This window comes from Brevundimonas sp. (assembly GCF_046299595.1).
GTDB lineage: Bacteria > Pseudomonadota > Alphaproteobacteria > Caulobacterales > Caulobacteraceae > Brevundimonas.
In genome coordinates this window covers 1,808,474-1,829,080 of the sequence record NZ_JBKBHQ010000001.1, presented here as the reverse complement: position 1 = coordinate 1,829,080, position 20,607 = coordinate 1,808,474, and the positions used below count along the sequence as shown (strand labels likewise).

The 20,607-nt window shown below is 65.6% G+C and carries 20 protein-coding genes, 2 tRNA genes and 1 riboswitch; of the genes, 6 read left to right on the top strand and 16 right to left on the bottom strand.

All coding sequences use genetic code 11. The features are described from left to right. Nucleotides 1–26: 26 nt before the first annotated feature. The 3 genes from pseI to ACK4E3_RS08940 form a co-directional block, all read right to left on the bottom strand. Complete coding sequence (pseI, locus tag ACK4E3_RS08950) at nt 27–1,076, bottom strand: pseudaminic acid synthase (RefSeq protein ID WP_409699397.1); 1,050 nt, start codon at nt 1,074–1,076, stop codon at nt 27–29. Beyond that, nucleotides 1,069–1,740, bottom strand: a complete 672-nt coding sequence (locus ACK4E3_RS08945; protein ID WP_409699395.1) for a formyltransferase family protein — start codon at nt 1,738–1,740, stop codon at nt 1,069–1,071. Before ACK4E3_RS08945 ends, pseI begins: the two co-directional genes overlap by 8 nt. 331 nt (nt 1,741–2,071) lie before the next feature. Further along, a complete protein-coding gene (locus ACK4E3_RS08940; RefSeq protein ID WP_409699392.1) occupies nt 2,072–2,998 on the bottom strand; it encodes a hypothetical protein in 927 nt (308 codons plus the stop codon). A 185-nt stretch (nt 2,999–3,183) separates the two neighbouring features. Here ACK4E3_RS08940 and ACK4E3_RS08935 point away from each other — a divergent pair, with 185 nt between their 5' ends. Then, the gene (locus ACK4E3_RS08935; protein WP_409699389.1) at nt 3,184–4,701 is read left to right on the top strand and encodes a hypothetical protein; all 1,518 of its coding nucleotides are present in this window, start codon (nt 3,184–3,186) and stop codon (nt 4,699–4,701) included. Nucleotides 4,702–4,730: 29 nt separating this feature from the next. Here ACK4E3_RS08935 and thiC read toward each other — a convergent pair whose 3' ends face one another. Beyond that, the gene (gene thiC / locus ACK4E3_RS08930) at nt 4,731–6,533 is read right to left on the bottom strand and encodes a phosphomethylpyrimidine synthase ThiC (RefSeq protein ID WP_409701205.1); all 1,803 of its coding nucleotides are present in this window, start codon (nt 6,531–6,533) and stop codon (nt 4,731–4,733) included. A gap of 265 nt (nt 6,534–6,798) precedes the next feature. Then, nucleotides 6,799–6,907, bottom strand: a riboswitch (TPP riboswitch). Nucleotides 6,908–7,041: 134 nt separating this feature from the next. Between thiC and ACK4E3_RS08925 the strand changes: the two genes are divergently transcribed. Then, nucleotides 7,042–7,455 (top strand): BLUF domain-containing protein, encoded by a 414-nt coding sequence (locus tag ACK4E3_RS08925; protein ID WP_409699386.1) that lies wholly within the window; start codon nt 7,042–7,044, stop codon nt 7,453–7,455. Nucleotides 7,456–7,531: 76 nt separating this feature from the next. Here the strand turns inward: ACK4E3_RS08925 and ACK4E3_RS08920 are convergent. From ACK4E3_RS08920 to ACK4E3_RS08880, 9 genes are all read right to left on the bottom strand, one after another. After that, nucleotides 7,532–7,607: transfer RNA gene (locus ACK4E3_RS08920), tRNA-Phe, on the bottom strand. 139 nt (nt 7,608–7,746) lie between these two features. Next, nucleotides 7,747–7,941, bottom strand: a complete 195-nt coding sequence (locus tag ACK4E3_RS08915) for a DNA gyrase inhibitor YacG (protein WP_409699383.1) — start codon at nt 7,939–7,941, stop codon at nt 7,747–7,749. Then, a complete protein-coding gene (locus ACK4E3_RS08910) occupies nt 7,938–8,951 on the bottom strand; it encodes an RNA-binding protein (RefSeq protein ID WP_409699380.1) in 1,014 nt (337 codons plus the stop codon). Before ACK4E3_RS08910 ends, ACK4E3_RS08915 begins: the two co-directional genes overlap by 4 nt. A gap of 2 nt (nt 8,952–8,953) precedes the next feature. After that, a complete protein-coding gene (locus ACK4E3_RS08905; RefSeq protein ID WP_409699377.1) occupies nt 8,954–9,529 on the bottom strand; it encodes a Maf family protein in 576 nt (191 codons plus the stop codon). 10 nt (nt 9,530–9,539) lie between these two features. Continuing rightward, entirely contained in the window at nt 9,540–9,758 is a 219-nt protein-coding gene (gene infA / locus ACK4E3_RS08900; RefSeq protein WP_409699374.1) for a translation initiation factor IF-1, read from the bottom strand. Between the two features lie 176 nt (nt 9,759–9,934). Further along, nucleotides 9,935–10,453 carry a UPF0262 family protein gene (locus ACK4E3_RS08895; protein WP_409699371.1) on the bottom strand — a complete coding sequence of 173 codons (519 nt, stop codon included), beginning with the start codon at nt 10,451–10,453 and terminating at the stop codon, nt 9,935–9,937. Continuing rightward, nucleotides 10,450–10,959 carry a DUF2948 family protein gene (locus tag ACK4E3_RS08890; protein ID WP_409701202.1) on the bottom strand — a complete coding sequence of 170 codons (510 nt, stop codon included), beginning with the start codon at nt 10,957–10,959 and terminating at the stop codon, nt 10,450–10,452. The genes ACK4E3_RS08895 and ACK4E3_RS08890 overlap by 4 nt, the downstream gene beginning before the upstream one ends. Further along, nucleotides 10,949–12,238: a UDP-N-acetylglucosamine 1-carboxyvinyltransferase gene (murA, locus tag ACK4E3_RS08885; RefSeq protein ID WP_409699368.1), complete on the bottom strand. Its 1,290-nt coding sequence runs from the start codon at nt 12,236–12,238 to the stop codon at nt 10,949–10,951. Before murA ends, ACK4E3_RS08890 begins: the two co-directional genes overlap by 11 nt. A 145-nt stretch (nt 12,239–12,383) precedes the next feature. After that, nucleotides 12,384–12,662 (bottom strand): hypothetical protein, encoded by a 279-nt coding sequence (locus tag ACK4E3_RS08880; RefSeq protein WP_409699365.1) that lies wholly within the window; start codon nt 12,660–12,662, stop codon nt 12,384–12,386. Nucleotides 12,663–12,702: 40 nt separating this feature from the next. On the opposite strand from ACK4E3_RS08880, the gene ACK4E3_RS08875 reads away from it, so the two are divergent. The 3 genes from ACK4E3_RS08875 to ACK4E3_RS08865 all read left to right on the top strand — a co-directional run bounded on the left by ACK4E3_RS08875 (nt 12,703) and on the right by ACK4E3_RS08865 (nt 17,027). Then, nucleotides 12,703–12,777, top strand: a tRNA-Thr gene (locus tag ACK4E3_RS08875). A 447-nt stretch (nt 12,778–13,224) separates the two neighbouring features. Further along, the gene (locus ACK4E3_RS08870; RefSeq protein WP_409699362.1) at nt 13,225–15,060 is read left to right on the top strand and encodes an N-6 DNA methylase; all 1,836 of its coding nucleotides are present in this window, start codon (nt 13,225–13,227) and stop codon (nt 15,058–15,060) included. After that, nucleotides 15,057–17,027, top strand: coding sequence for a restriction endonuclease subunit S (locus ACK4E3_RS08865; protein WP_409699359.1), 1,971 nt, complete (start codon nt 15,057–15,059; stop codon nt 17,025–17,027). The genes ACK4E3_RS08870 and ACK4E3_RS08865 overlap by 4 nt, the downstream gene beginning before the upstream one ends. Here the strand turns inward: ACK4E3_RS08865 and ACK4E3_RS08860 are convergent. From ACK4E3_RS08860 to ACK4E3_RS08850, 3 genes are all read right to left on the bottom strand, one after another. Beyond that, nucleotides 16,927–17,352: a tyrosine-type recombinase/integrase gene (locus ACK4E3_RS08860; RefSeq protein WP_409701199.1), complete on the bottom strand. Its 426-nt coding sequence runs from the start codon at nt 17,350–17,352 to the stop codon at nt 16,927–16,929. The two genes, ACK4E3_RS08865 and ACK4E3_RS08860, sit on opposite strands and share 101 nt — an antisense overlap. 83 nt (nt 17,353–17,435) lie before the next feature. Next, a complete protein-coding gene (locus tag ACK4E3_RS08855) occupies nt 17,436–18,023 on the bottom strand; it encodes an Arm DNA-binding domain-containing protein (protein ID WP_409699356.1) in 588 nt (195 codons plus the stop codon). Nucleotides 18,024–18,306: 283 nt separating this feature from the next. Continuing rightward, a complete protein-coding gene (locus tag ACK4E3_RS08850; protein WP_409699353.1) occupies nt 18,307–20,085 on the bottom strand; it encodes an ATP-binding protein in 1,779 nt (592 codons plus the stop codon). Nucleotides 20,086–20,273: 188 nt separating this feature from the next. Between ACK4E3_RS08850 and ACK4E3_RS08845 the strand changes: the two genes are divergently transcribed. Beyond that, the gene (locus tag ACK4E3_RS08845; protein ID WP_409699350.1) at nt 20,274–20,552 is read left to right on the top strand and encodes a hypothetical protein; all 279 of its coding nucleotides are present in this window, start codon (nt 20,274–20,276) and stop codon (nt 20,550–20,552) included. The last annotated feature ends 55 nt before the right edge of the window (nt 20,553–20,607 follow it).

Genomic DNA, 20,607 nt, shown 5'->3' with positions numbered 1-20,607 from the left:
GCGCACGCGGCCTCAGGGGGCACGTCTCAGGCGCTGATGTCGTCCCAGCGCAGCGGCTCGCCGCGCCTGAGCGCCCGCACCGCCGTGCGGCCCAGCACCGCGTCCAGATGCTTGGGCGCGAGGCCATAGCCGGGGCGGATCGAGCGCACGTTCTGGCTCGTGATCGGCTCGCCCTCATTGATGTCGGCCACCACGAACAGCGAGCGGCGGAAGACGACATTGCCCTGCTCGCTGGACTTGCGCCCGTAATCGACGCGGCCCAGCGCCTCCCAGGCGGTGCGGGTGCCCTCGCACAGTTCCCGAAGGCCCTCGGGCTCCAGCGAGAAGCTGTCGTCAGGCCCGCCGCCGCTGCGGTCCAGCGTAAAGTGCTTTTCAAAGATGCTGGCCCCCAGCGCCACGGCGGTGATGGCCGTGGTGTTGTCGAGCGTATGGTCGGACAGACCCACCGTCAGGCCAAAGCGCGCGCGCATGTCGGCAATGGTGCGCAGGTTGTAGTCGCGCGCGGGAGCCGGATAGCCACTGACGCAGTGCAGTATGGCCAGCTGTTCGCACCCGCCCTCGCGCGCCGCCGCAATCGCCTCGCCGATCTCGTCGGCATCGGCCATGCCCGTCGAGATGATCATGGGCTTTCGGGTGCCGGCCGCATAGCGGATCAACGGCAGGTCCACGGCCTCGAACGAGGCGATCTTGTAGGCCGGCGCGCCCAGGTCCTCCAGCAGGTCCACCGCCGTGGTGTCAAAAGGCGACGAGAACAGTGTGATGCCCTGCGCACGCGCCTCCTCGAACAGGGCGCCGTGCCATTCCCAGGGCGTGAAGGCCTCGCCGTAAAGATCATAGAGCGTGCGCCCGTCCCACAGACCGCCCTTGATCTGGAACCAGTCGTTGTCGCAGTCGATGGTCAGGGTGTCGGGCCGATAGGTCTGGATCTTGACCGCCGCGGCCCCGCACTCTTTCGCCAGGCCGATCATGCGCAGGGCGGTGTCGCGGTCCCCGTTGTGGTTGGCCGAGACCTCGGCGATGACATAGGGCGGATGCTCCGGCCCGATGGGGCGTCCATCAATGGCGAACTCAGTCATCGGTCTCGGCGCTCTCGATGCGAAGGGTGAAACGTCGCCCGTGCAGGGTGAAGAAGGCGGGATAGCGTTCGGGATCGGCCACGCGGATCTGGTCGAACAGTTCGGCCAGCGGGCGCTGGGGGTCAAGCGCGCTGTCGGCGGGCGTGCGCCTTGGCCACCACGGCGGCGCGGCCCCCTCGCCGGGCACGTAAGGGGGCTGGGGCACCGGCCGCTCGCCCGCCTCCATCATCTCCAGCGCGCGGCTCATCAGGGCCAGCTCGGCCTCGAACAGGGCCGCATTGATCTCATGGTGCAGGGCATGGCGCGGCACATCGAAGGTGGTCTTGGCCCAGATGTCGCCGGTGTCGACCGGATCGGCGGCGCTGATCATCGACAGGGTGACCTGTTCGGCCCCGCCCAGGATCGCCCAGATATGCGGGCTCCAGCCGCGCCCGGCGGGCAGGTCGCTGGCGTGCAGCACCAGCACCTCGCCGTACTTCCCTCGCACCGCCTCGCCGATCAGCTGGCTGCACGAGATCAGAAACAGCACGTCTCCGCCGCTTAGGCTGGAGCGGTCATGGTGGAGGGCGATCACATGGCCCGCGCGGCCCGTCTCGTCCATCCAGCGGCGCAGCCATGGCACGACCGGGTGATCGGGCGCGGTGCACAGAATGTCGATCTTCATGCCCGCCCCCCTTGCCTGGTGTCGTGGCCTGGTGTCGTGGCCTGCTGCCGTGCCCTGCCCGACAGCCCGTCAGGTGGCCCTCCCCGCCCCCGCCGTCAAGCCTGCAGCCTCAGAGGACGCAGCGATGCGCTGCGTGGTGGGGGCGCACGGCGAGGTTCTGCCGGGGCGCAAGGGAAGGGTGACACGGCGGCAGGCAGACCGACCGCGCGCGGGGTGCTGGCCCCGGGCCGCTAGGGGAACCACGCCCTTCCTCCGTGCGAGGCCCCGCCCCGTGGCGCGCGCGACACCAACGCCGTGCCCGCCGTTCTGGGGCAGGGTAAATAGCGGGGGCCTAACCAGGTGCCTCAGCGAGCTTTTCGTCAAGCGCACGAAGGTGCCCAAGCAGATTTCGAACGTGAGAATCGATCCCCTCGCTAATAAGCCACCACGTCTGCTCAACACGGCCCGGTTCAGAGATTTCGTGCAATCGCTCACCCAACCTGAGTCCGGCGCGTATTGAATCAATTGGGTAATCGGACGCCTCGTACCAAAAATTGCGGCCTTTCAAGTGTGCCTCGAGGTCATCGAGTCTATTGTGTAGCATCCGCATGGCCATTTCTCGGCGGCTGTCGTCTGGTCCGCAACGGAGCTTTTCGAGGGTATACGTCAGGCCATTCTCGAAGGCCACAGAAAGCGGTTGAGTGCTCTCGGCCTGCCGGAATGCAGCTTCTCGTTCGTCCATTGTACGCTCGGCCTCCAACAGCGATTCCGTAAGTCCGCAGCAATTGTCTGCGAATAGCTGAGCGAAAGAGACATCAACAACGTCCATGCCGTCATCGTAGTAGATCACAGCCTTGAAGCCGCTCGATGGGTTGATGTCGTGAAGGTTGATGATAGCAGATGAGGGGCGTTTGCCCGGCCCCATTTTCTCGGCTCGAGCGGGATGGCCTGCAATACGGTTTCGCAACTCTCGAACTTTTTGGATCTTTGGATCGGCAAGCGGTTCTCCTGATAGATCTAGCGCCTTCCATATGAGAGCTACAGCATCCTGTTGGATATAGAGAGCTTGGAGATAGCCATAGCAGGCTAGAATCGCATGCTGCCTATCTGCCGGAATTCCCCGTTCCACATTCGACAAGGCGAACTCGGTGTCGAGAAGGGCGTCAGTCGCCCCGAAGAATAATCTCCGTTTGGCTCTGTCCCATCGCTTCATATCAAAGGCGAAATAATCACCCGCCTTTCGGTGCAGGCGCTCCCGCACCTCGGCGAAAACCAACATCTCTTTCTGATCTGTATTCAGCGAACGGTTCCCATCAGCTGCTTCGATAAGCCGTGGATGAAGCCGATTTCCTCGGCACCGCTAGGCCAGCGAAAAAGACAAAAGTAGTCATCTCGAAAGAAGGGGTTGAGCCCTGATGATTTGCAAGTGAAAATGCCATGGCCAAGCAGCACGCAGGGGGCACAATGCGTTCAGTAGCCAAGTTCAAATTAGTGCACCCTAATGCACAGCCCAAGCTTTTCGACGAAGTAGCGGCGATGCTGCAAACATGGTTTGCTGGCAAATTCGAACGCGATGACGAGGGCGGGTATCGATTTCGTAGGGACGGGCGACCGGCCATCGCTGCAATCGCCCAGGAGGATGTGGAAGGTAGCCGACTCTTGAGAGTTCGTGTCACAGAAGACATCATTGGGGGCAAACTAACCACCCAGGCTGCATTGCTATCGTCCGACAACGAAGTGCGGTTCACCGCCGACTTGGGAGTAGTTGCAACGGGAGTGTCAAGACCCACCGTCGCGTTACGCGCACCCCGCTTTGTTCACGACGTAATCGGAACGGGGACCGCATGGCATGTGGAGAACGGGAGAGACAGAGTTTTCTCGAGCCCGTTCCCTGTCGGTACGAGCAACGTAAAACTGTTCAAAGACTTGATTCTTTCGGAGGATCGCGCTCTCCCTGTGATTGCGATCTCAAAGATTGACGATCACGTAGAATTCCCAGACCTAGCTGGTAATCTTGCAAGACGCATTTCGGCATTAGCTCACGTCTGCGTCCTTGACCAAGCCGCTAGCTGGGACTTGACGGACAGCCTCGGTGAGCAATGGTCATGTTATAATGGGGCGGTCCGAATTTACTGGCCAGGCGGTGTTGGGCGAGGGCTTCCGTTCAGGCACACTCTTTGGCGAGCGGATCGGGTTCTCGCCCGGTACGACACACTGGATGACGCGCAGAAATGGCTCGACAACACCATTACGCGCCGCGTCATCGAGGCATCTAGCTACGTGTCTGATGATCAGGCGTTCGTTGAACTTGAAGAACGACGCGCTGCATCAAGGATAGAATTTGCGCTCAAGAAGGCCATAGATGATGCCGACTATCAGCAACTCGCAGATGTCTACGCCGAGGAAAACGATGCCCTCCGAGCGCGCAATAAAGAACTGAAGGCCCAAATCGAGAACGCGGAGGCCGAGCTCATCGGTCTTCGCGCTGCCTACTACCGAGGTGACCTTGGGGCAGACGCGGCTGAAATCGAAGAAACTGAAGCTCCACCAGCCACCGTCAGTGAGGCTGTGGGCCGCGCGACCCAGGCATTCGCCTCAGACTTAGAATTTGCGGACACAATAAAGGATTCGGTCGCAACTCTTTCCGCCACCGCTGGTCCGCCGGGTAAAATAATGGATTATTTGCAAGCGCTGAACGAGCTTTCGATCGCACTTGAAGAAGGCAAAGGCAACATCGGAAAAACAATCCCGATTTGGCTTCGAGGTAAAGGCATCGAATGTAGCGGCGAGTCAGAGACCGTGAAGAACAGCCGTTCCGAGAAAGCTGCAAGAACGTTTCGGATCAACGGAATTGACGTTCATTGCGAACTCCATTTGAAGCCATCTGACGGCACTCATCCCGACAAATGCGCGCGAATTTATTTCGCTATCAGCCAATCAAGGCCGCGTGTGAAGATCGGATATGTGGGGCGGCACTTCTGACGTCGAGCCTGCGCCGCCCGCCCAGCCCCTCAAACCTTCACCTCGATCTCTCCGCCGCTGGCGCGGAATTTGGCTGCCATTTCGGCCATGCCCGCTTCCGCCTCCAGGCTCTGGCCCGCGTCGTTCTGAGCTTTCGCGGCGTCGCGGATGTCCTGGCTGATCTTCATCGAGCAGAATTTCGGGCCGCACATGGAACAGAAGTGGGCGGTCTTGTGGGCCTCTTTGGGCAGGGTCTCATCATGGAAGCTGCGCGCCGTCTCGGGATCGAGGCCAAGGTTGAACTGATCCTCCCAGCGGAACTCGAAGCGCGCGCGTGACAGGGCATCGTCGCGCAGGCGCGCCGCCGGATGGCCCTTGGCCAGGTCGGCGGCATGGGCGGCGAGTTTATAGGTGATCACCCCGGTCTTCACATCGTCGCGGTCGGGAAGCCCCAGGTGCTCCTTGGGCGTGACGTAGCAGAGCATGGCCGTGCCGAACCAGCCGATCATGGCCGCCCCGATGGCGCTGGTGATGTGGTCATAGCCCGGCGCGATGTCGGTGGTCAGCGGCCCCAGCGTGTAGAACGGCGCCTCGCCGCAATGTTTGAGCTGTTCATCCATATTGGCCTTGATCTTGTGCATGGGCACATGGCCGGGGCCCTCGATCATGACCTGACAGCCGTGCTCCCACGCCACCTTGGTCAGCTGCCCTAAGGTGCGCAGCTCGGCGAACTGGGCCTCGTCATTGGCATCGGCGATGGAGCCGGGGCGCAGGCCGTCGCCAAGCGAGAAGGTCACGTCATAGGCGCGCATGATCTCGCAGATCTCGGCGAAGTTCTCGTAGAGGAAGCTCTCGCGGTGGTGGGCCAGGCACCACTTGGCCATGATCGAGCCGCCGCGCGACACGATGCCGGTGACGCGTTTCGCGGTCATGGGCACGAAGGGCAGGCGCACGCCCGCATGGATGGTGAAATAGTCCACGCCCTGCTCGGCCTGTTCGATCAGGGTGTCGCGGAACACCTCCCACGACAGGTCTTCGGCCACGCCGCCGACCTTCTCCAGCGCCTGATAGATGGGCACGGTGCCGATGGGCACGGGCGCATTGCGGATGATCCAGTCGCGGATGTTGTGGATGTTGCGCCCGGTGCTGAGGTCCATGACCGTGTCGGCACCCCAGCGGGTGGCCCAGACCATCTTGTCCACCTCGTCGGCGACATGGCTGAGCACCGCCGAGTTGCCGATGTTGGCGTTGATCTTGACCAGGAAATTGCGCCCGATGATGGCGGGCTCCAGCTCGGGGTGGTTGATGTTGGCGGGAATGACAGCGCGGCCGCGCGCCACCTCGTCGCGCACGAACTCCGGCGTCACGAAGTCGGGGATGGCGGCGCCGAAATCCTCGCCGTCGCGGATTATCGCGCCGCGGGCGCTCGCCACTTGAGCGCGCAGGAGATTTTCGCGGATGGCGACATATTCCATCTCCTCGGTGATGATCCCGGCGCGGGCATACTCCATCTGGGTGGCGGGGCGGCCCTGGCGGGCGCGCCAGATGGTGCGGGCGCTGTCGTCAAAGGCAGGGGCCAGATGCGCGCCGCTGGCACCGCCGTTGTCCTCGGGCCTGACCTGGCGGGGCTGCTCTACCCGCTCCACGTCGCCCCGCCGGGCCAGCCAGGCCTCGCGGTGGCGGGCAAGGCCGCGCGCGATGTCGATGTCGGGCGCATCGTCGGTGTAGGGGCCGGAGGGGTCATAGACCACCACGGGCGGCTCTTCGGCGCTGGGGTGCAGGTCGATCTGGCGGTGGGGCACACGGATGTGCGGGAACAGGGTGCCCGCCTCGTAGATCTTGCGACCGCCCATGCGCGGGCCCACCGTGACATCGCCGGTCTGGGGGGCGCGCGAAGGGTTTTTCTTTATGGGTCCTACCGCTCGCGACGCGGTCGCTCGCTGCTTGAGGACGTCAGAGGTATCGGGCGCTACCGTCTCGCGCGCGTCCTCATCCTGCGCGGCTTCGGGTGTGAGCGCGTCGGGGGTGATGTTGATGTTCATGGCGCGGCCTCTTTTCTCGCAAGAGGGTGCGCCGACGATCAGAAAAGGCGGGGCGGTATCCGGGTGTCGCGTTGCGCCGGGCCGCCCGTTCCCGTCCCTTCGCCGGCATGACCCGGATCAGGTTCGACCGGTCAGGGGATAGGCCCCAATCTCAGCGACCCTCAGTCGCCCCCGGGAGAACGCGCCAAGCCTAGGCCCATCGGCGCCGCGCCACAAGACGCCAGAGCCCGCCCGTGGCCAAAGCTCTGCACGTTATGGGTTTGGACACAACCTTGCGGCACATTCGGCCCATTCGTTCATCAGTGGAAAGTTGCGTGCCATGGCCTCCTCGCTCGAACGTGTCGTCTATGAGAGCCGTGCCACCGACAGCACCGGCTCGCTGCTCAATCTGGCGACCATCCTTGCCCAGTCCCAGCGCAACAACGCCCGCGACGGCCTGACCGGTGCCCTGGCTGCCCACCGCGAGCACTTCGTGCAGGTGCTGGAGGGCCGCGCCGATCAGCTGGCCCTGGCGCTGAAACGCATTTCGGCCGACCCGCGCCACGGCGACATCCGCATCCTTGAACAGGGCCCGATAAACGCGCGCAGCTTCGAGGGCTGGAGCATGGCCGCCGCGCGCATCAGTCCCGAACTGGCGCCCCGGCTGGAGCAGATCCTTGCGGCGCGCGGAACGGGAAGTGGGCCCGAAATCGTCAGCCTGCTGCGCTCGGTCAGCCTCAGCGCCAGCGCCTGAAAAATGGGCCTCGCCAGGCACCAATGCCGTAACGCAGGCGATTTCGGATCGTTCGTGATGTGTCGAAGGCGGGAAGTGGTGCCTGGGGCCGGAATCGAACCAGCGACACGCGGATTTTCAATCCGCTGCTCTACCAACTGAGCTACCCAGGCGTCCGGCCGGCAAGGGCCTGATCGCGCCGCAATCAGATGCGGCAGGCACGGCAGGAGCGCGTCTATAGGCGAGGCATCGCGCGCTGTCCAGCATCTTGGCCAGCCCTTTGGCCAGCCCCTTGATCACGCTTGATGCCGCTCACTGCCCCTCGTCATCGGCGCGGGGGCGCGCGGGCGCATCCTCGCCCTCCTCTGCGGGCGCCCCGGCGATGGCATACCGGCCCGAGAACCAGCGCCCCAGGTCCACATCCGCACAGCGCCGCGAGCAGAACGGGCGATAGCGCGCATCGGGGGCATGACGTCGGCACACGGGGCAGGAAGGGGCAGGGCTCATGGGGTCTCGACATGATGGGCGCAGGCAGCAAGGCTGCTGTCAGGCACCAGATGGGCGCGCGGTCCCAGCAATGCCACCGGCGTGGCCAGAAGATCGGCGATCCCTGCCCCCGCCCTCAGGGTGATGCGCGCCGCGCGCGTGTCCGACAGCAGGGCAAGGTTCAACTGACGCAGGGCGTTCAGCGCACGGGTCTCGGCTGTGGGTGCCAGCCGTTCCTCGATCGGGGTCTCGCTCCATGGCAGGGACACCATCAGCACGCCAAAGCGGTTGACCGGCCCGATCACGACCTCGGGTGAGGCAAAGGCGTTGCGTGCCGCGCGCGCAATCGCCTCGCCATCAAGGCCTGTGCCCGCAAGGTCGATGGCCACCAGCCCGCCCCAGCCCTTGAGCGCGATCAGGCGCGCCGCCTCGGCAATGGCGCGCAGATTGGCCCCCTGACGCGACAGGCGTGAGCCGGGGGCAAGATCCACATCCACCGCGACCAGCGCGCGGGTGCGCTCGACCGACATATCAAGCCCGCCCGGCGCGTGGTGGTCGGCCAGTGCTTCTTCTTCCGCGGCGAGGGAGGCGCGCACCGCATCAAGCCCGGTGACCGGAGAAAGACCGGCGGGCAGGTCGGGCTCGAGCACGCGCAGGCGCTGCACGAGGTCGGGCGCAGGCGCGATCAGGCGAGGCGGCCCCTCGGCCGGACCCAGCACGCGCACAACCGGCCCCTTGCCGCTGCGCGCCGCTGCCGTGACCTGAAGCTTCAGCGCCTGCCCCTCCACCACCCTTGCCCCGCCGCGCAGGGGCAGGAAGGCGTCGGCCTCGCCGGTGCCTATGCGCACGAAGGCGCCCTTCAGCGAAGGCACGAGCTGCTCGACACGGCCGACGACGCGCGCACCGGGCTGGCGCGCCGGATCGTCGCTGTCGCGGGACACCAGCAGCCGGTGCGGGCGCTCGCCGCGCATCAGCACGAGGCGCCGCTCGCCCGGCATTTCATCCAGATAGAGCGTCGGCGCGTCCGCCATGGTCAGAGCCTGAACCCCGCGCCGACCAGCAGGTTGCGCGTCTCATAGAGCGGCAGGCCCATCACGCCCGAAAAGCTGCCCTGAAGGCGCACGATCAAGGCCTCGGCCCGGCCCTGTATGCCATAGCCCCCGGCCTTGCCCCGCCACTCGCCGGTGGCGACGTAAGCATCGATCTCGGGCGCACAGAGCGGCTTGAACATCACGCGGGTGGAGACAGTGCGGTGGCGAAGGCCCGTGCCGGGCACAGCCAGGGCCACGGCGGTGATCACGCGGTGATTGCGGCCGGACAGGAGCGCCAGGCACGCGCGCGCCTCGTCCTCGGTCTCGGCCTTGGGCAGGATGCGCCGTCCCACCGCGACGATGGTGTCGGCACCCAGCACGATGTGATCGGGATACAGGGCCGCCGCAGCGGCGGCCTTGGCGCAGGCCAGGCGCAGCGCCGCATCGTCGGGACGCTCGGCCCGGCGGGTGCTCTCGTCGATGTCGGTGGAGACGATCCTGTCCGGCTCCAGCCCGAGGCGGCCCAGCAGTTCCAGGCGGCGCGGGCTGGCCGAGGCCAGCAGCAGGGGCGCAGGCACGCGCGCGCCCTTACTTGAAGCGGTAGGTGATGCGACCCTTGGTCAGGTCATAGGGGGTCATCTCGACCAGCACCTTGTCGCCCGCGAGCACGCGGATGCGGTTCTTGCGCATCTTGCCCGCCGTGTGGGCGATGATCTCGTGATCGTTCTCGAGCTTTACGCGGAACGTGGCGTTGGGCAGCAACTCGCTGACCACGCCGGGAAACTCAAGCAGTTCTTCCTTCGCCATGCGGCCTCTCTCGCCCGGGTCGTCCAAGGTGTGTGACGCTGCGCTTCGCCGGGCGACGAAACCAGCCATGAGATGCGCCCGGCCACAGCCAAGCCTCACGGTTTCGGGCGCGCTTAATGCACCAAAAGCCGCTTTGCGTCGAGGTTTAACGCACGCGCGGGCCCCGGCGTGCCCGCTCAGCCGCGCAGGGACAGCGAATAGATCAGGGTGAACAGCCTGCGCGCGGTCTCGTGATCCATCCCGATCTTGCCTGACAGGCGCTCGCGCAGCACGATGGCCCCTTCGTTGTGCAGGCCCCTGCGGCCCATGTCCACGGCCTCGATGCGCGCGGGCGAGGAGCCGCGCACGGCCTCGTGGTAGCTTTCGCAGATCAGGTGATAGTCGCGCAGCGTGGCGCGCAGCGGTGTCAGCGACACCATGTGCGAGCGCCGCCACTGTCCGCCGGTGATGTCGAGCACCAGCCGGTTGTCCTCGAACGAGAGGCGCAGGCGATAGGGGCCGCCATCCGCACCCACGGGCGCAAAGCGGTTCTGCTCGATCAGGTCGAAGATGGCCACGCGGCGCTCGTGCTCGACCTCGGCGCTGGCGGCACTGAGCGAGGCGGGATCAAGCTCGATGGCTTCAAGGCGCTCGCTGGCAGGCAGGCTGTCGCTGGCAGGCAGGCTGTCCTTGGGGTCGTGCTCTTCGTCACTCATGCGTCCTGCCCGGCGTCTTCATGAGCCGGAGCCACCCGCGCGGCCCACGGCTGGGACAGGTCGGCCAGCACCGCATCAAGGCACTCGACATCGGCGCACAGGTCGCCGCCCCCTGCGAACATGAACAGCACCCGCCCGCCCGGCGCCTCGCCCGGCAGGAACTCGATGGCCAGCAGCTCCAGAGGGCGCTCGGGCGCGCGCGGCAGGCGGCGGCTTCTGACGGCCTCGACATCGCCGAGCTGAAGTGCGGCCAGCACGCGCGTGCCCCCGCATTCCCAGCAGAAGCGGCTCAAGGTGACGGTGAGGCGGCGCGCGGCACGCTCCCAGCGGATGTCAGCCGCCTTGAGCACCGCATCCTGAAGCGCGGCGGAAATGACGGTCAGGTCGTCCTCGTCCTGGGCCAGCAGGCGCAGGGGCGGCAGGCGCACGGCCTTGCCCTGCCCGCAGGCAGCAGACTCGCCCTCGGCATCAAGGCCGATGTCAGGGCTATGACGCTCAGTGTCCATCATCCTCCCCGCTGCTCTCCGGGCCGGTGAGACGGCGAATGTCCGCCCCGCAGCCCGAGAGCTTGGCCTCAAGCCGCTCGAAGCCGCGATCCAGATGATAGACGCGCCCGATGGTGGTTTCACCCTCTGCCACCAGCCCCGCGATCACCAGGCTGACCGAGGCGCGAAGATCCGTGGCCATCACCTCGGCCCCGCGCAGGGCCTCCACGCCCCGCACCCTCGCCTCGCCGCCGTGCACCGCGATGTCGGCCCCGAGGCGCGCCAGCTCGGGCGCGTGCATGAAGCGGTTCTCGAAGATGTGCTCGCGGATCACACTCTCGCCGTCGGCCACGGTCATCAGGGCCATGAACTGGGCCTGCAGGTCGGTGGCAAAGCCCGGAAACACCTCGGTGTCCACATCGACAGGACGCAGGCGCGCCTCGCCGCGACGCACGCGAAGGGTGTCCGCGCCCTCGTCCACCTCGACGCCCGCCTCGCGCATCTTGCCGATCAGCGCATCATTGAGGCCCGCGCGCGTGCCCGTCAGCGTCACCTCGCCCCCCGCCATGGCCGCCGCAAGGGCATAGGTGCCCGTCTCGATGCGGTCGGGGATCACGGCCCACTCGGTGCCGCGCAGCGAGGTGACACCCTCGATGACCAGGGTGTCGGTGTCGATGCCCGACACCCGCGCGCCCATGGCATTGAGGCAGTGCGCCAGATCGCCGATCTCGGGCTCGCGGGCTGCATTGCGAAGCACCGTGGTGCCGCTGGCAAGCGTGGCGGCCAGCAGGGCGTGCTCGGTGGCCCCCACCGACACGAACGGAAAGCTCACATCCGCGCCCTTCAGCCCGTCGCGCGCACGGGCCAGCACATAGCCTTCCTCAAGGGCGATCTGCACGCCCATGGCCTCGAGCGCCATCAGGTGCAGATCCACGGGACGCGCGCCGATGGTGCAGCCGCCGGGCAGACTGACCTTGGCCTCGCCGCGCCGCGCCAGCAGCGGGCCGAGCACATTGAAGGTGGCGCGCATCTTGCGCACCCGGTCATAGGGCGCGAACGTCGAGGTGATCTCGCGCGCGTGCAGGCGCATGACATCGCTGCCATTGCCGATCTCGACGCCGAGGCTCTCCAGCAGCGCCGCCAGAAAGCGGGTGTCGGACAGCTTGGGCATATTGGTCAGGGTCAGCGGCTGGTCGCTGAGCAGGGCGGCGGCCATCAGCTTGATGGCAGAGTTCTTGGCCCCGCTGATGGGCAGGTCTCCGAAAAGGCGGTTTCCGCCCCGGATGGCGATGCGATCCATGATAGCCTTGAGTGAATAAGCGTGGTCCCGGAGCCGGCAGGCGCACCGCACGTCGCCAGCACGGGTCTGACGGGCACGCTGTCGGGCCCACTATCTAGCCGAGGCGGGCAGGCGCGGCAAAGCCCGCTGCGCGCGATGGCGCACTTTATTCCGTGTCCGGCCCCGGCTGCGGCGGGCCGGACGCCCGTGTCGCGCCCTGCTTGCGACGGCGCAGGTTGGCGCGCAGTTGCCGGGCAAGACGCTCGGCGCGCGCCTGGCTGTGCTTCTGGGCGGGCGTGGGGCCTGCTGCGGGGGATGCCGGGGGCCGGTCAGGATCGTCGGGCGCGCTCATGATCCCTGCAAAGCCCCTTGGCCGCGACAGGTCAAGCGCGCCATGGCGCAGCGAGCCGACGCGCGGGCGGCGCGCGCGATTAGGGCTTCCCATGCCCGCCGGGTTTGGCTATAGGCCCGGTTCCTCAGATCGGGCCGCCGTAGCTCAGTGGTAGAGCGCATCCTTGGTAAGGCTGAGGTCGGCAGTTCAATCCTGCCCGGCGGCACCATCTGACTGATTGATTTCGCTATGTTTTTGTAGCAGGCCTCCAAAGCGTTAGCTGAACTCGGAACCACCGTGGAACCACGAGGTCAGAAGCCGTCAATCTATCACGCGACCCTCGGCGGTCATCTGCCCCCTCGCAAAAAAGCGTATCTCGCGGGGTGGTGCCATCCGGTTCGTGAGCCGCCGTTGGCGGCGCGCCTGGCAAGGCAGTGCGCCACCCAGCAGCGAGTGGCCGAACTCCATCTTTCACATGATCGCGTGGCGGCGCTCGCAATGCCTAGCTCCACAAGTTGCGGAGCGCGAAGACCGACGGCGAGGCCCGTCGTTCTGGTCAGCTGCTGGGGCGTTTCGGCCTCGGTAGACGACCGCATTTGGCGCAGCAGGCGAAAAAGCTGGAGGGCTTGTCGAGCTCTAGCCGCCACGTGCTAGGTTGCGGCCCTAGGGGGAGCGCATGAACCACCAAAGCCTGTCCGCCTTCATCTGGTCGGTCGCCGACCTGCTCAGGGGCGATTACAAGCAGTCCGACTACGGCAAGGTGATCTTGCCGTTCACGGTGCTGCGGCGGCTGGATTGCGTCCTCGCGCCGACCAAGGTGGCCGTGCTGGCGGAGCATCAAAAACGGTCGAGCGAGGGGCTGAACCCCGAACCCTTCCTGCTGCGGGCGGCGGGCCTGAGCTTCTACAACACGTCCAGGCTCGACATGGAGAAGCTGGTCGGTGACGCCGACCACATCGCCCAGAACCTCTACGCCTACGTCCAGGGCTTCTCCCCGGCCGTACGGGACATCTTCGAGCGCTTCGAGTTCGTCACTCAGGTCGACCGACTGGCCAAGGCGGGGTTGCTCTATCAGGTCACCGAGAAGTTCGCCGGTATCGACCTTCACCCCTCGTCGGTCGACAACCACCAGATGGGCCTCGCCTTCGAGGAGTTGATCCGGCGCTTCGCCGAGCTGTCTAACGAGACTGCCGGAGAGCATTTCACGCCCCGGGAGGTCATCAAGCTGATGGTCTCGCTCCTGTTCGTCGAGGACGACGACCTGTTGTCCAAGCCCAGCGTCGTGCGGACCATCTACGATCCGACGGCGGGCACCGGCGGGATGCTCTCGGTCGCCGAAGACTACCTGGCGGACCTGAACCCTATGGCGCGGCTGACCATGTTCGGCCAGGAACTGAACCCGGAGTCCTACGCCATCTGCAAGGCGGACATGCTGATCCGGGGCAAGGACGTGAACAACATCGCCTTCGGCAACACACTGTCCGACGACGGCCACCCGACCCAGAAGTTCGACTACATGTTGTCCAACCCACCCTTCGGGGTGGAGTGGAAGAAGGTGGAGAAGGTCGTCCGCCAGGAGCACGAGCAGCAGGGCTTCAACGGCCGCTTCGGTCCGGGCCTGCCTCGGGTGTCCGACGGGTCCCTGCTGTTCCTGATGCACCTGCTGTCCAAGATGCGTCCGACCAGGGAGGGGGGCTGCCGGTTCGGCATCGTTCTGAATGGCTCGCCCCTGTTCACCGGCGGCGCGGGCTCGGGCGAGAGCGAGATCAGGCGCTATCTGCTGGAGAGCGACCTGGTGGAGGCCATCGTCGCCCTGCCGACGGACATGTTCTACAATACCGGCATCGCGACCTACGTCTGGATCGTCTCGAATCGGAAGCCCGACCATCGCAAGGGCAAGGTCCAGCTGATCGACGCCAGCCGCTTCTGGCAGAAGATGCGCAAGTCGCTAGGTTCCAAGCGCCGTGAGATGTCAGAGGACAACATAGCTACCATTACCCGGCTGTTCGGCGGGTTCCAGCGCGCACAGATAGCGACGATGCTGGATGCCGACGGCACAGTTGTCGGGCACATGGTGGTAACCGAGGGCGAGACGCTGCCTGTCCCGCCAGTGGGCGGCAAGGTCAAACTGGCCCCACTGTCGCTGATCTTCGACAACGCCGACTTCGGCTATCGGACCATCACTGTCGAGCGGCCCCTGCTGGACGACCAGGGGCGGCCGGTGCTGGGCCAGAAGGGCAAGGCCAAGGGCAAGCCGGTCGCCGACAGCGCGCTCCGCGACACCGAGAACGTGCCGCTGTCAGAGGGCGTGGAGGCCTATTTTGAGCGCGAGGTGAAGCCGCACGCTCCCGACGCATGGATCGATGATAGCAAGACCAAGCTCGGCTACGAAATCCCCTTCAACCGCCACTTCTACGTCTTCGAGCCGCCGCGCGACTTGGGGGAGATCGACGCGGACCTGCGGGAGGTTACGGACCGGATCAAGGCTATGATTGAGGAGCTGGCGGCGTGAGCTTCTCTCGCTACGGCAGCTACCAGGATAGCGGAGTGGACTGGCTAGGCGAGGTGCCGAGCCATTGGCTTGTGCGCCGCCTGAAGCACGTTGCGGACGCGTTCCCGAGCAACATCGACAAGAAATCGTATGACGACGAGACGCCAGTTCGGCTCTGCAACTACACGGACGTCTACTACGCCGACGTGATCGTGGATGACCCCAACTTCATGTCGGCGACGGCCACGGCCGAACAGATCGAAAAGTTCACGCTCCGGGCTGGCGACACGATCATCACCAAGGACTCGGAGACGGCGGACGACATCGCCTCGGCAGCCTACGTGCCTGCCGACCTGCCCGGGGTGGTTTGCGGCTACCACCTGTCGATGATCCGGCCGCGACCGGGAGTGTCTGGTGCCTTTATCAAACGCTATTTCGACTCCGCCTTCACCAAGGCGTCTGTTGCCGTCCGCGCGAACGGCCTGACCCGCGTCGGACTGGGGCAGTACGCGGTCGACAATCTCGACATACCGCTGCCGCCCTATGCCGAGCAGCTCGCCATCGCCGCCTTCCTCGACCGGGAGACGGCCAAGATCGACGCACTGGTGGAGGCGCAGCGGCAGCTGATCGAGCTGCTGAAGGAGAAGCGCCAGGCCGTCATCTCCCACGCCGTCACCAAGGGGCTCGACCCCACCGTCCCCATGAAGGACTCCGGCGTTGAGTGGCTCGGCGAGGTGCCGGCACATTGGGACACGCTACCTTTGCGGGCTATAGCAAATGGCCCGGCCTGCATTTTCATCGACGGTGACTGGATCGAGAGCAAGGACCTCTCGGACGCGGGGGTCCGTTACATAACCACGGGAAATGTCGGTGAGGGGATCTATAAGGAACAGGGTGCTGGCTTCATCAGCGAGGAGACCTTCGATGCACTAAACTGCACAGAGGTTCTCCCCGGTGACGTTCTAATCGCACGGCTCAACCAGCCAATCGGGCGTGCCTGTATCGTTCCTGACCTCAGTGCTCGGATTGTCACATCGGTCGACAACGTGGTCGTGCGGCCGCGATCCGACGTGGTGCGTCGCTACCTCGTCCATCTCCTGACAGCAAAATCATTCTTCGCCCACATGGACACACTTGCTCGCGGCACCACGATGCAGCGCGTGAGCCGCACGATCCTGGGCAATGTCCGGATTTGCCTTCCTCCCCCTGAAGAGCAACGGGAGATCGCTGACCGGATAGATCGAGAGGTGTCGGATCTCGATCAGCTAGCTCAGGCAGCGGAGGCGGCTGTCGCACTTCTGAACGAGCGCCGCGCCGCCCTGATCTCTGCCGCCGCTACCGGAAAGATCGACGTCCGCGGGCAGGTTCGTGAGGCAGCGACTTGGGATTGCGCAACTGCGCGCCGCCTTGTTGGGGCGGCGGTCCTCGAACTCGTTGCGGATACCCCGGCGTCCAGCCGTATGACCTCTGCCAAGCGAATATATCTGGCCGAGACCCACGCAGGGGTAGGGGAACTTAGTAGCCAGCCGCAGCGCATGGCCGCCGGGCCTTACGATGGCGAACTCATGCGTGAGGTCGAGGCCGAGTTGGCGCGGGTGGGCCACATCGCCACCAGCCAGCCGGGCGGTCCGAACAGCCAGGTTCACTACCGTTTAACCGGAAAGCGAGGCGCGCTGCGTGCCGAACTGGACGCTCTGCTGGGCGAGCGCCGCGCCGTCTTCGACAAGATGCTGGCCGATCTGGGAACGCTGGAGAATAAGGGGATAGAGGCGGTGGCAACCCTCTATGCCGTCTGGAACGACATGCTGATTGATGGGCTGTCGCCGACGAGCGACGCCATCATCAACGGGGTCCTGAACGATTGGCATCCCGAAAAGCGCGACAAGTTCAGCAAGGCGGCCCTGCGCAACTACCTCGGCTGGATGAATCGCCACGGCCTGACGCCGTCCGGCCAAGGGCCGCGTACCAAAGCGGGCGCACTCCTATAGCGACGCAGGGTTGTGGCGATCCACGGCTACCCCTTAGGATGCCGAGAGTATCTGTGCCATCCCGAGCATCCCGGGGAGTAAAAGCAGGGGCATCCAACGCTTCGTCGCTTAAGAAGACGTGGCGCTCGAAGCCCTTCGAAAGGCCGATCCGCAGCATGCGCTGGTCGAAGTGGACCTGGGACCAGCGCAACGCCGCGATCTCGTTCCGGCGACATCCCATCAGAAGCAGCAGGCGAATGATAATGAGCCCCCACCGGTTCTCCGATGAGGTCGCCAGCACCGCCTCGAGGCGGTAGATTTCTGCCAAGGAAAGGAAGCGATCCATCCGCCGATCCGGGGTAGAGACAACCCCCGCGCAGGGGTTCTTCTCGATATTGCCGTGATCGACCGCATACCGTAGCACCGAACTCAGCGTGCGCAAGGCGCGGTTGCGGCTCCTTCCCCGCCCCGCGCGACGGGCTTGCCCCGCAGCTTGGTCTTGGATGTCTTTTTCGTACGGACCTGGGCGATCAGGTCTCGCATCCGCTCGATGTCCCGCCGCGGGAGGTCGGGAAGCCGGATCGAGCCGAGGACCGGTTTAACGTGGTTCTCAAGGCGACCCTTGTCGTTCGCCCAGTCGCAGTCCTTGCGGATGTGCCCACGGCGGTTGCGCTTGCCGGCTCCTTCGAGCCGCTCGTCGATCAGTTGGCCGACGGTCTGGGCGGCCCTCCGGGCTTCCCGCTGCGCACCGGGATCTTCGCCTAGCCGGGCTTGGACGAGATGGACCCGTGCTACTTTCCTCGCCTCTTCGGGCGTGATCGTTTCGATGCGACCGAGGTTCAGACGGCGCTGCTGAGCCCGACGACCACCTGAGATCCTCACGCGAACGTAGTAGGAGCGCACGCCCTTGGAGGTCACACGGACCCCGAAGTTGGGCAGATCGTCATCGACGTAGAGGGTATCTCCAGAGGCCGGAATAGGTAGCTGCTGAACGCTGGCGCGGGTAAGCTTGGTCAAGGCAACAGGTCTCCAAATGTGCGGCCGCAGGCGGCCCAAACTCGGAACCATTGCGGAACCACCATAGTCGCAAACGCTCGGATGCCAACGGGAGCGCTTGGACGTTACCTACTGGATATTAGAAGGTTTTTCGGTCGTTCGGATGTGGTTGGGCGCCTACGGATTTGCCTCTGATGACCTTGGTAAGGCTGAGGTCGGCAGTTCAATCCTGCCCGGCGGCAGCATCTGGAACTTCTCCCGACATCTCGCGCCCTCTCAGCCCGCGTGGGCCAGATCGCGCCCCTCAGCCCGTGCTGGCCAGCTCCCGCGCCAAGGTCAGCGGCGCATCCTGCCCGGCGGGCGTGCACGCCGCGTGCAGGGTCCGGGCCAGGGCCTCGGGATTGATGGGCTTGGTCAGATAGCCGTGCACGCCCACACCGGCCCAGGCATCGCGGTGGGTGTCCATGGCATTGGCGGTCAGCACCACGATGGGCGTGCGCGCATTGACCGATGAACCCGCGCGGATGGCCCTGGCGGCGGACAGCCCGTCCATGACCGGCATCTGCATGTCGAGCACCAGCACGTCAAAGGCACTTTCGGCGGCGGCACGCACGGCCTCCTCGCCATTTTCCACCAGGGTCAGATCGGCCCCGAACGGCTCGAGCAGCAGGCGGATGATGCGCCGGTTGACCTCATGATCCTCGGCCACCAGCACGCGCCGCCCTTTCAGCGACAGGGCGGCGGGATCGGCGGTGGTCTCGACGTCGGCGCCCGCCCCGCTCACCTCGACCGGAAGCTCAAGCGTGAAGCGCGAACCCTGACCGGGCGTGCTGTCGACACTGAGCGATCCGCCCATCAGCTCGGCCAGGCGGCGGCTGATGGCCAGGCCGAGGCCAGTGCCGCCATATCGGCGCGTGGTGCCCGCCTCGGCCTGCTCGAACGAGGCGAAGATGCGCTCCAGCCGCTCGGGCGCGATGCCGCAGCCGGTATCGCTGACCGCCGCGATCAGGCGCGTGCGCGAGGCGTCGAGACGCACATCGAGGCGCACCTCGCCCTCGTCGGTGAACTTGACCGCATTGGACATCAGATTGAACAGGATCTGCTGCAGGCGCAGCGGGTCGGTGATGATGGCCTCGGGCAGGCTGTCATCCAGCACCAGCTTCAGGCGCAGACCCTTGGCATGAGCCCTCGGCTCCCACAGGCGCACCACGGCGCCGAGACGCGGTTGAAGCGCCATGCGCGCGCGCTCGAACGTCATCTTGCCCGCCTCGATCTTGGAGAAGTCGAGCACATCGTTCAGCAGGCCCACCAGCACGTCGCCCGCATCGATCAGCATGGAGACGTGCTCGCGCTGCTCGGTGCTGAGGCGCGTGCGCCGCAGCAGGTTGGCCGCCGAGACCACCGCGTTCATAGGCGTGCGGATCTCGTGGCTGATGACCGCAAGAAAGTCCGACTTGGCGGCGCTGGCCCGCTCGGCGCGCTCGCGCTCGCGCACGGCCTCGACGCGCGCATCCTCCAGCGCATCGGTGGTGGCCTTGGAGTGGCGCACGGCAATGGCCAGGTGCATCAGATAGAGCAGCCCGCCGATGAACACGACCACCGCCCCCGCCGCGCCGTGGCTAAGCCCGTACCACAGCGGCAGACCCAGAAAATAGATCGCATGGGGCGTCACGGCCGCGATCAGCATCTCGCGCACCGGATGCATGTGCAGGCTGACGTGCAGAAGGCCCCCCGCCACCTGGACGATGGCGAACATCCGCCCGATCTCGCCCCCTGCGGTCCACAGATAGACGGCAATACCCGAATAGATCAGGGTGTTGAGCGCCGTCGCCGCGATCATGGCCATGCGATAGCCGCGCGAGGGCATCTGGTCGGGATGCTGGTCCATGTGCCGGAACACCAGCCGGTCCAGCCCCTGACCGGCCACCACCGCGCCGAACCAGCCCAGCACGATCAGGGAAGGGGCCAGAAAGAGGGTGGTGACACCGATGAACGCGGCCAGGGCGATGCGCGACAACACGCCCTGAGCCCGCCCCTGCGCCAGAAGGGCGTAATCACGCGCCGTGCCAGCCAGACTGCCCATGCCCTGTCCCTCCCCTTGTCCGTTGCGACCTCGCGCGATCATGCAACGTTCGCGCACAGGCTAGATTGTGTTTCCAAAGGTTTGGATAATGCTGACGCCGCGACGCCCGCACCGCGCCCGCCGGAACCGGCGGCGGTTACGGGCGTTGGCCTAGAAGCGTGCTGCGCCAACCATCCGGGGGTCATTTCATGAGACAGAACAGCATCATCAGGGCCTGTGTGCCCGCAGCCCTAGCCATGGCGGGCACGCTCGCGCTGTCGGCGTGCGGCGAGAGCTATGAGCGCAACGAGCCCGTGCCTCCGCCAGAGCCCGTGCCCGAACAGATGCCGCCCGCTGCGGAAGATGTGGCACCGCCCGCCGCCGACACGGTGCCCGATACGCCGCCCATCGATCCGTCCATGCTGCCGCCCGATCAGCGCTCGTCCGAGCAGAGCGTCCAGCCCGAGAGCGAGACCCTGTTCTACTGACTGGCCGCGCGCGCAGGACTCGTCATTTTTTTACCCCTCGGGCGTGGTGATGGGA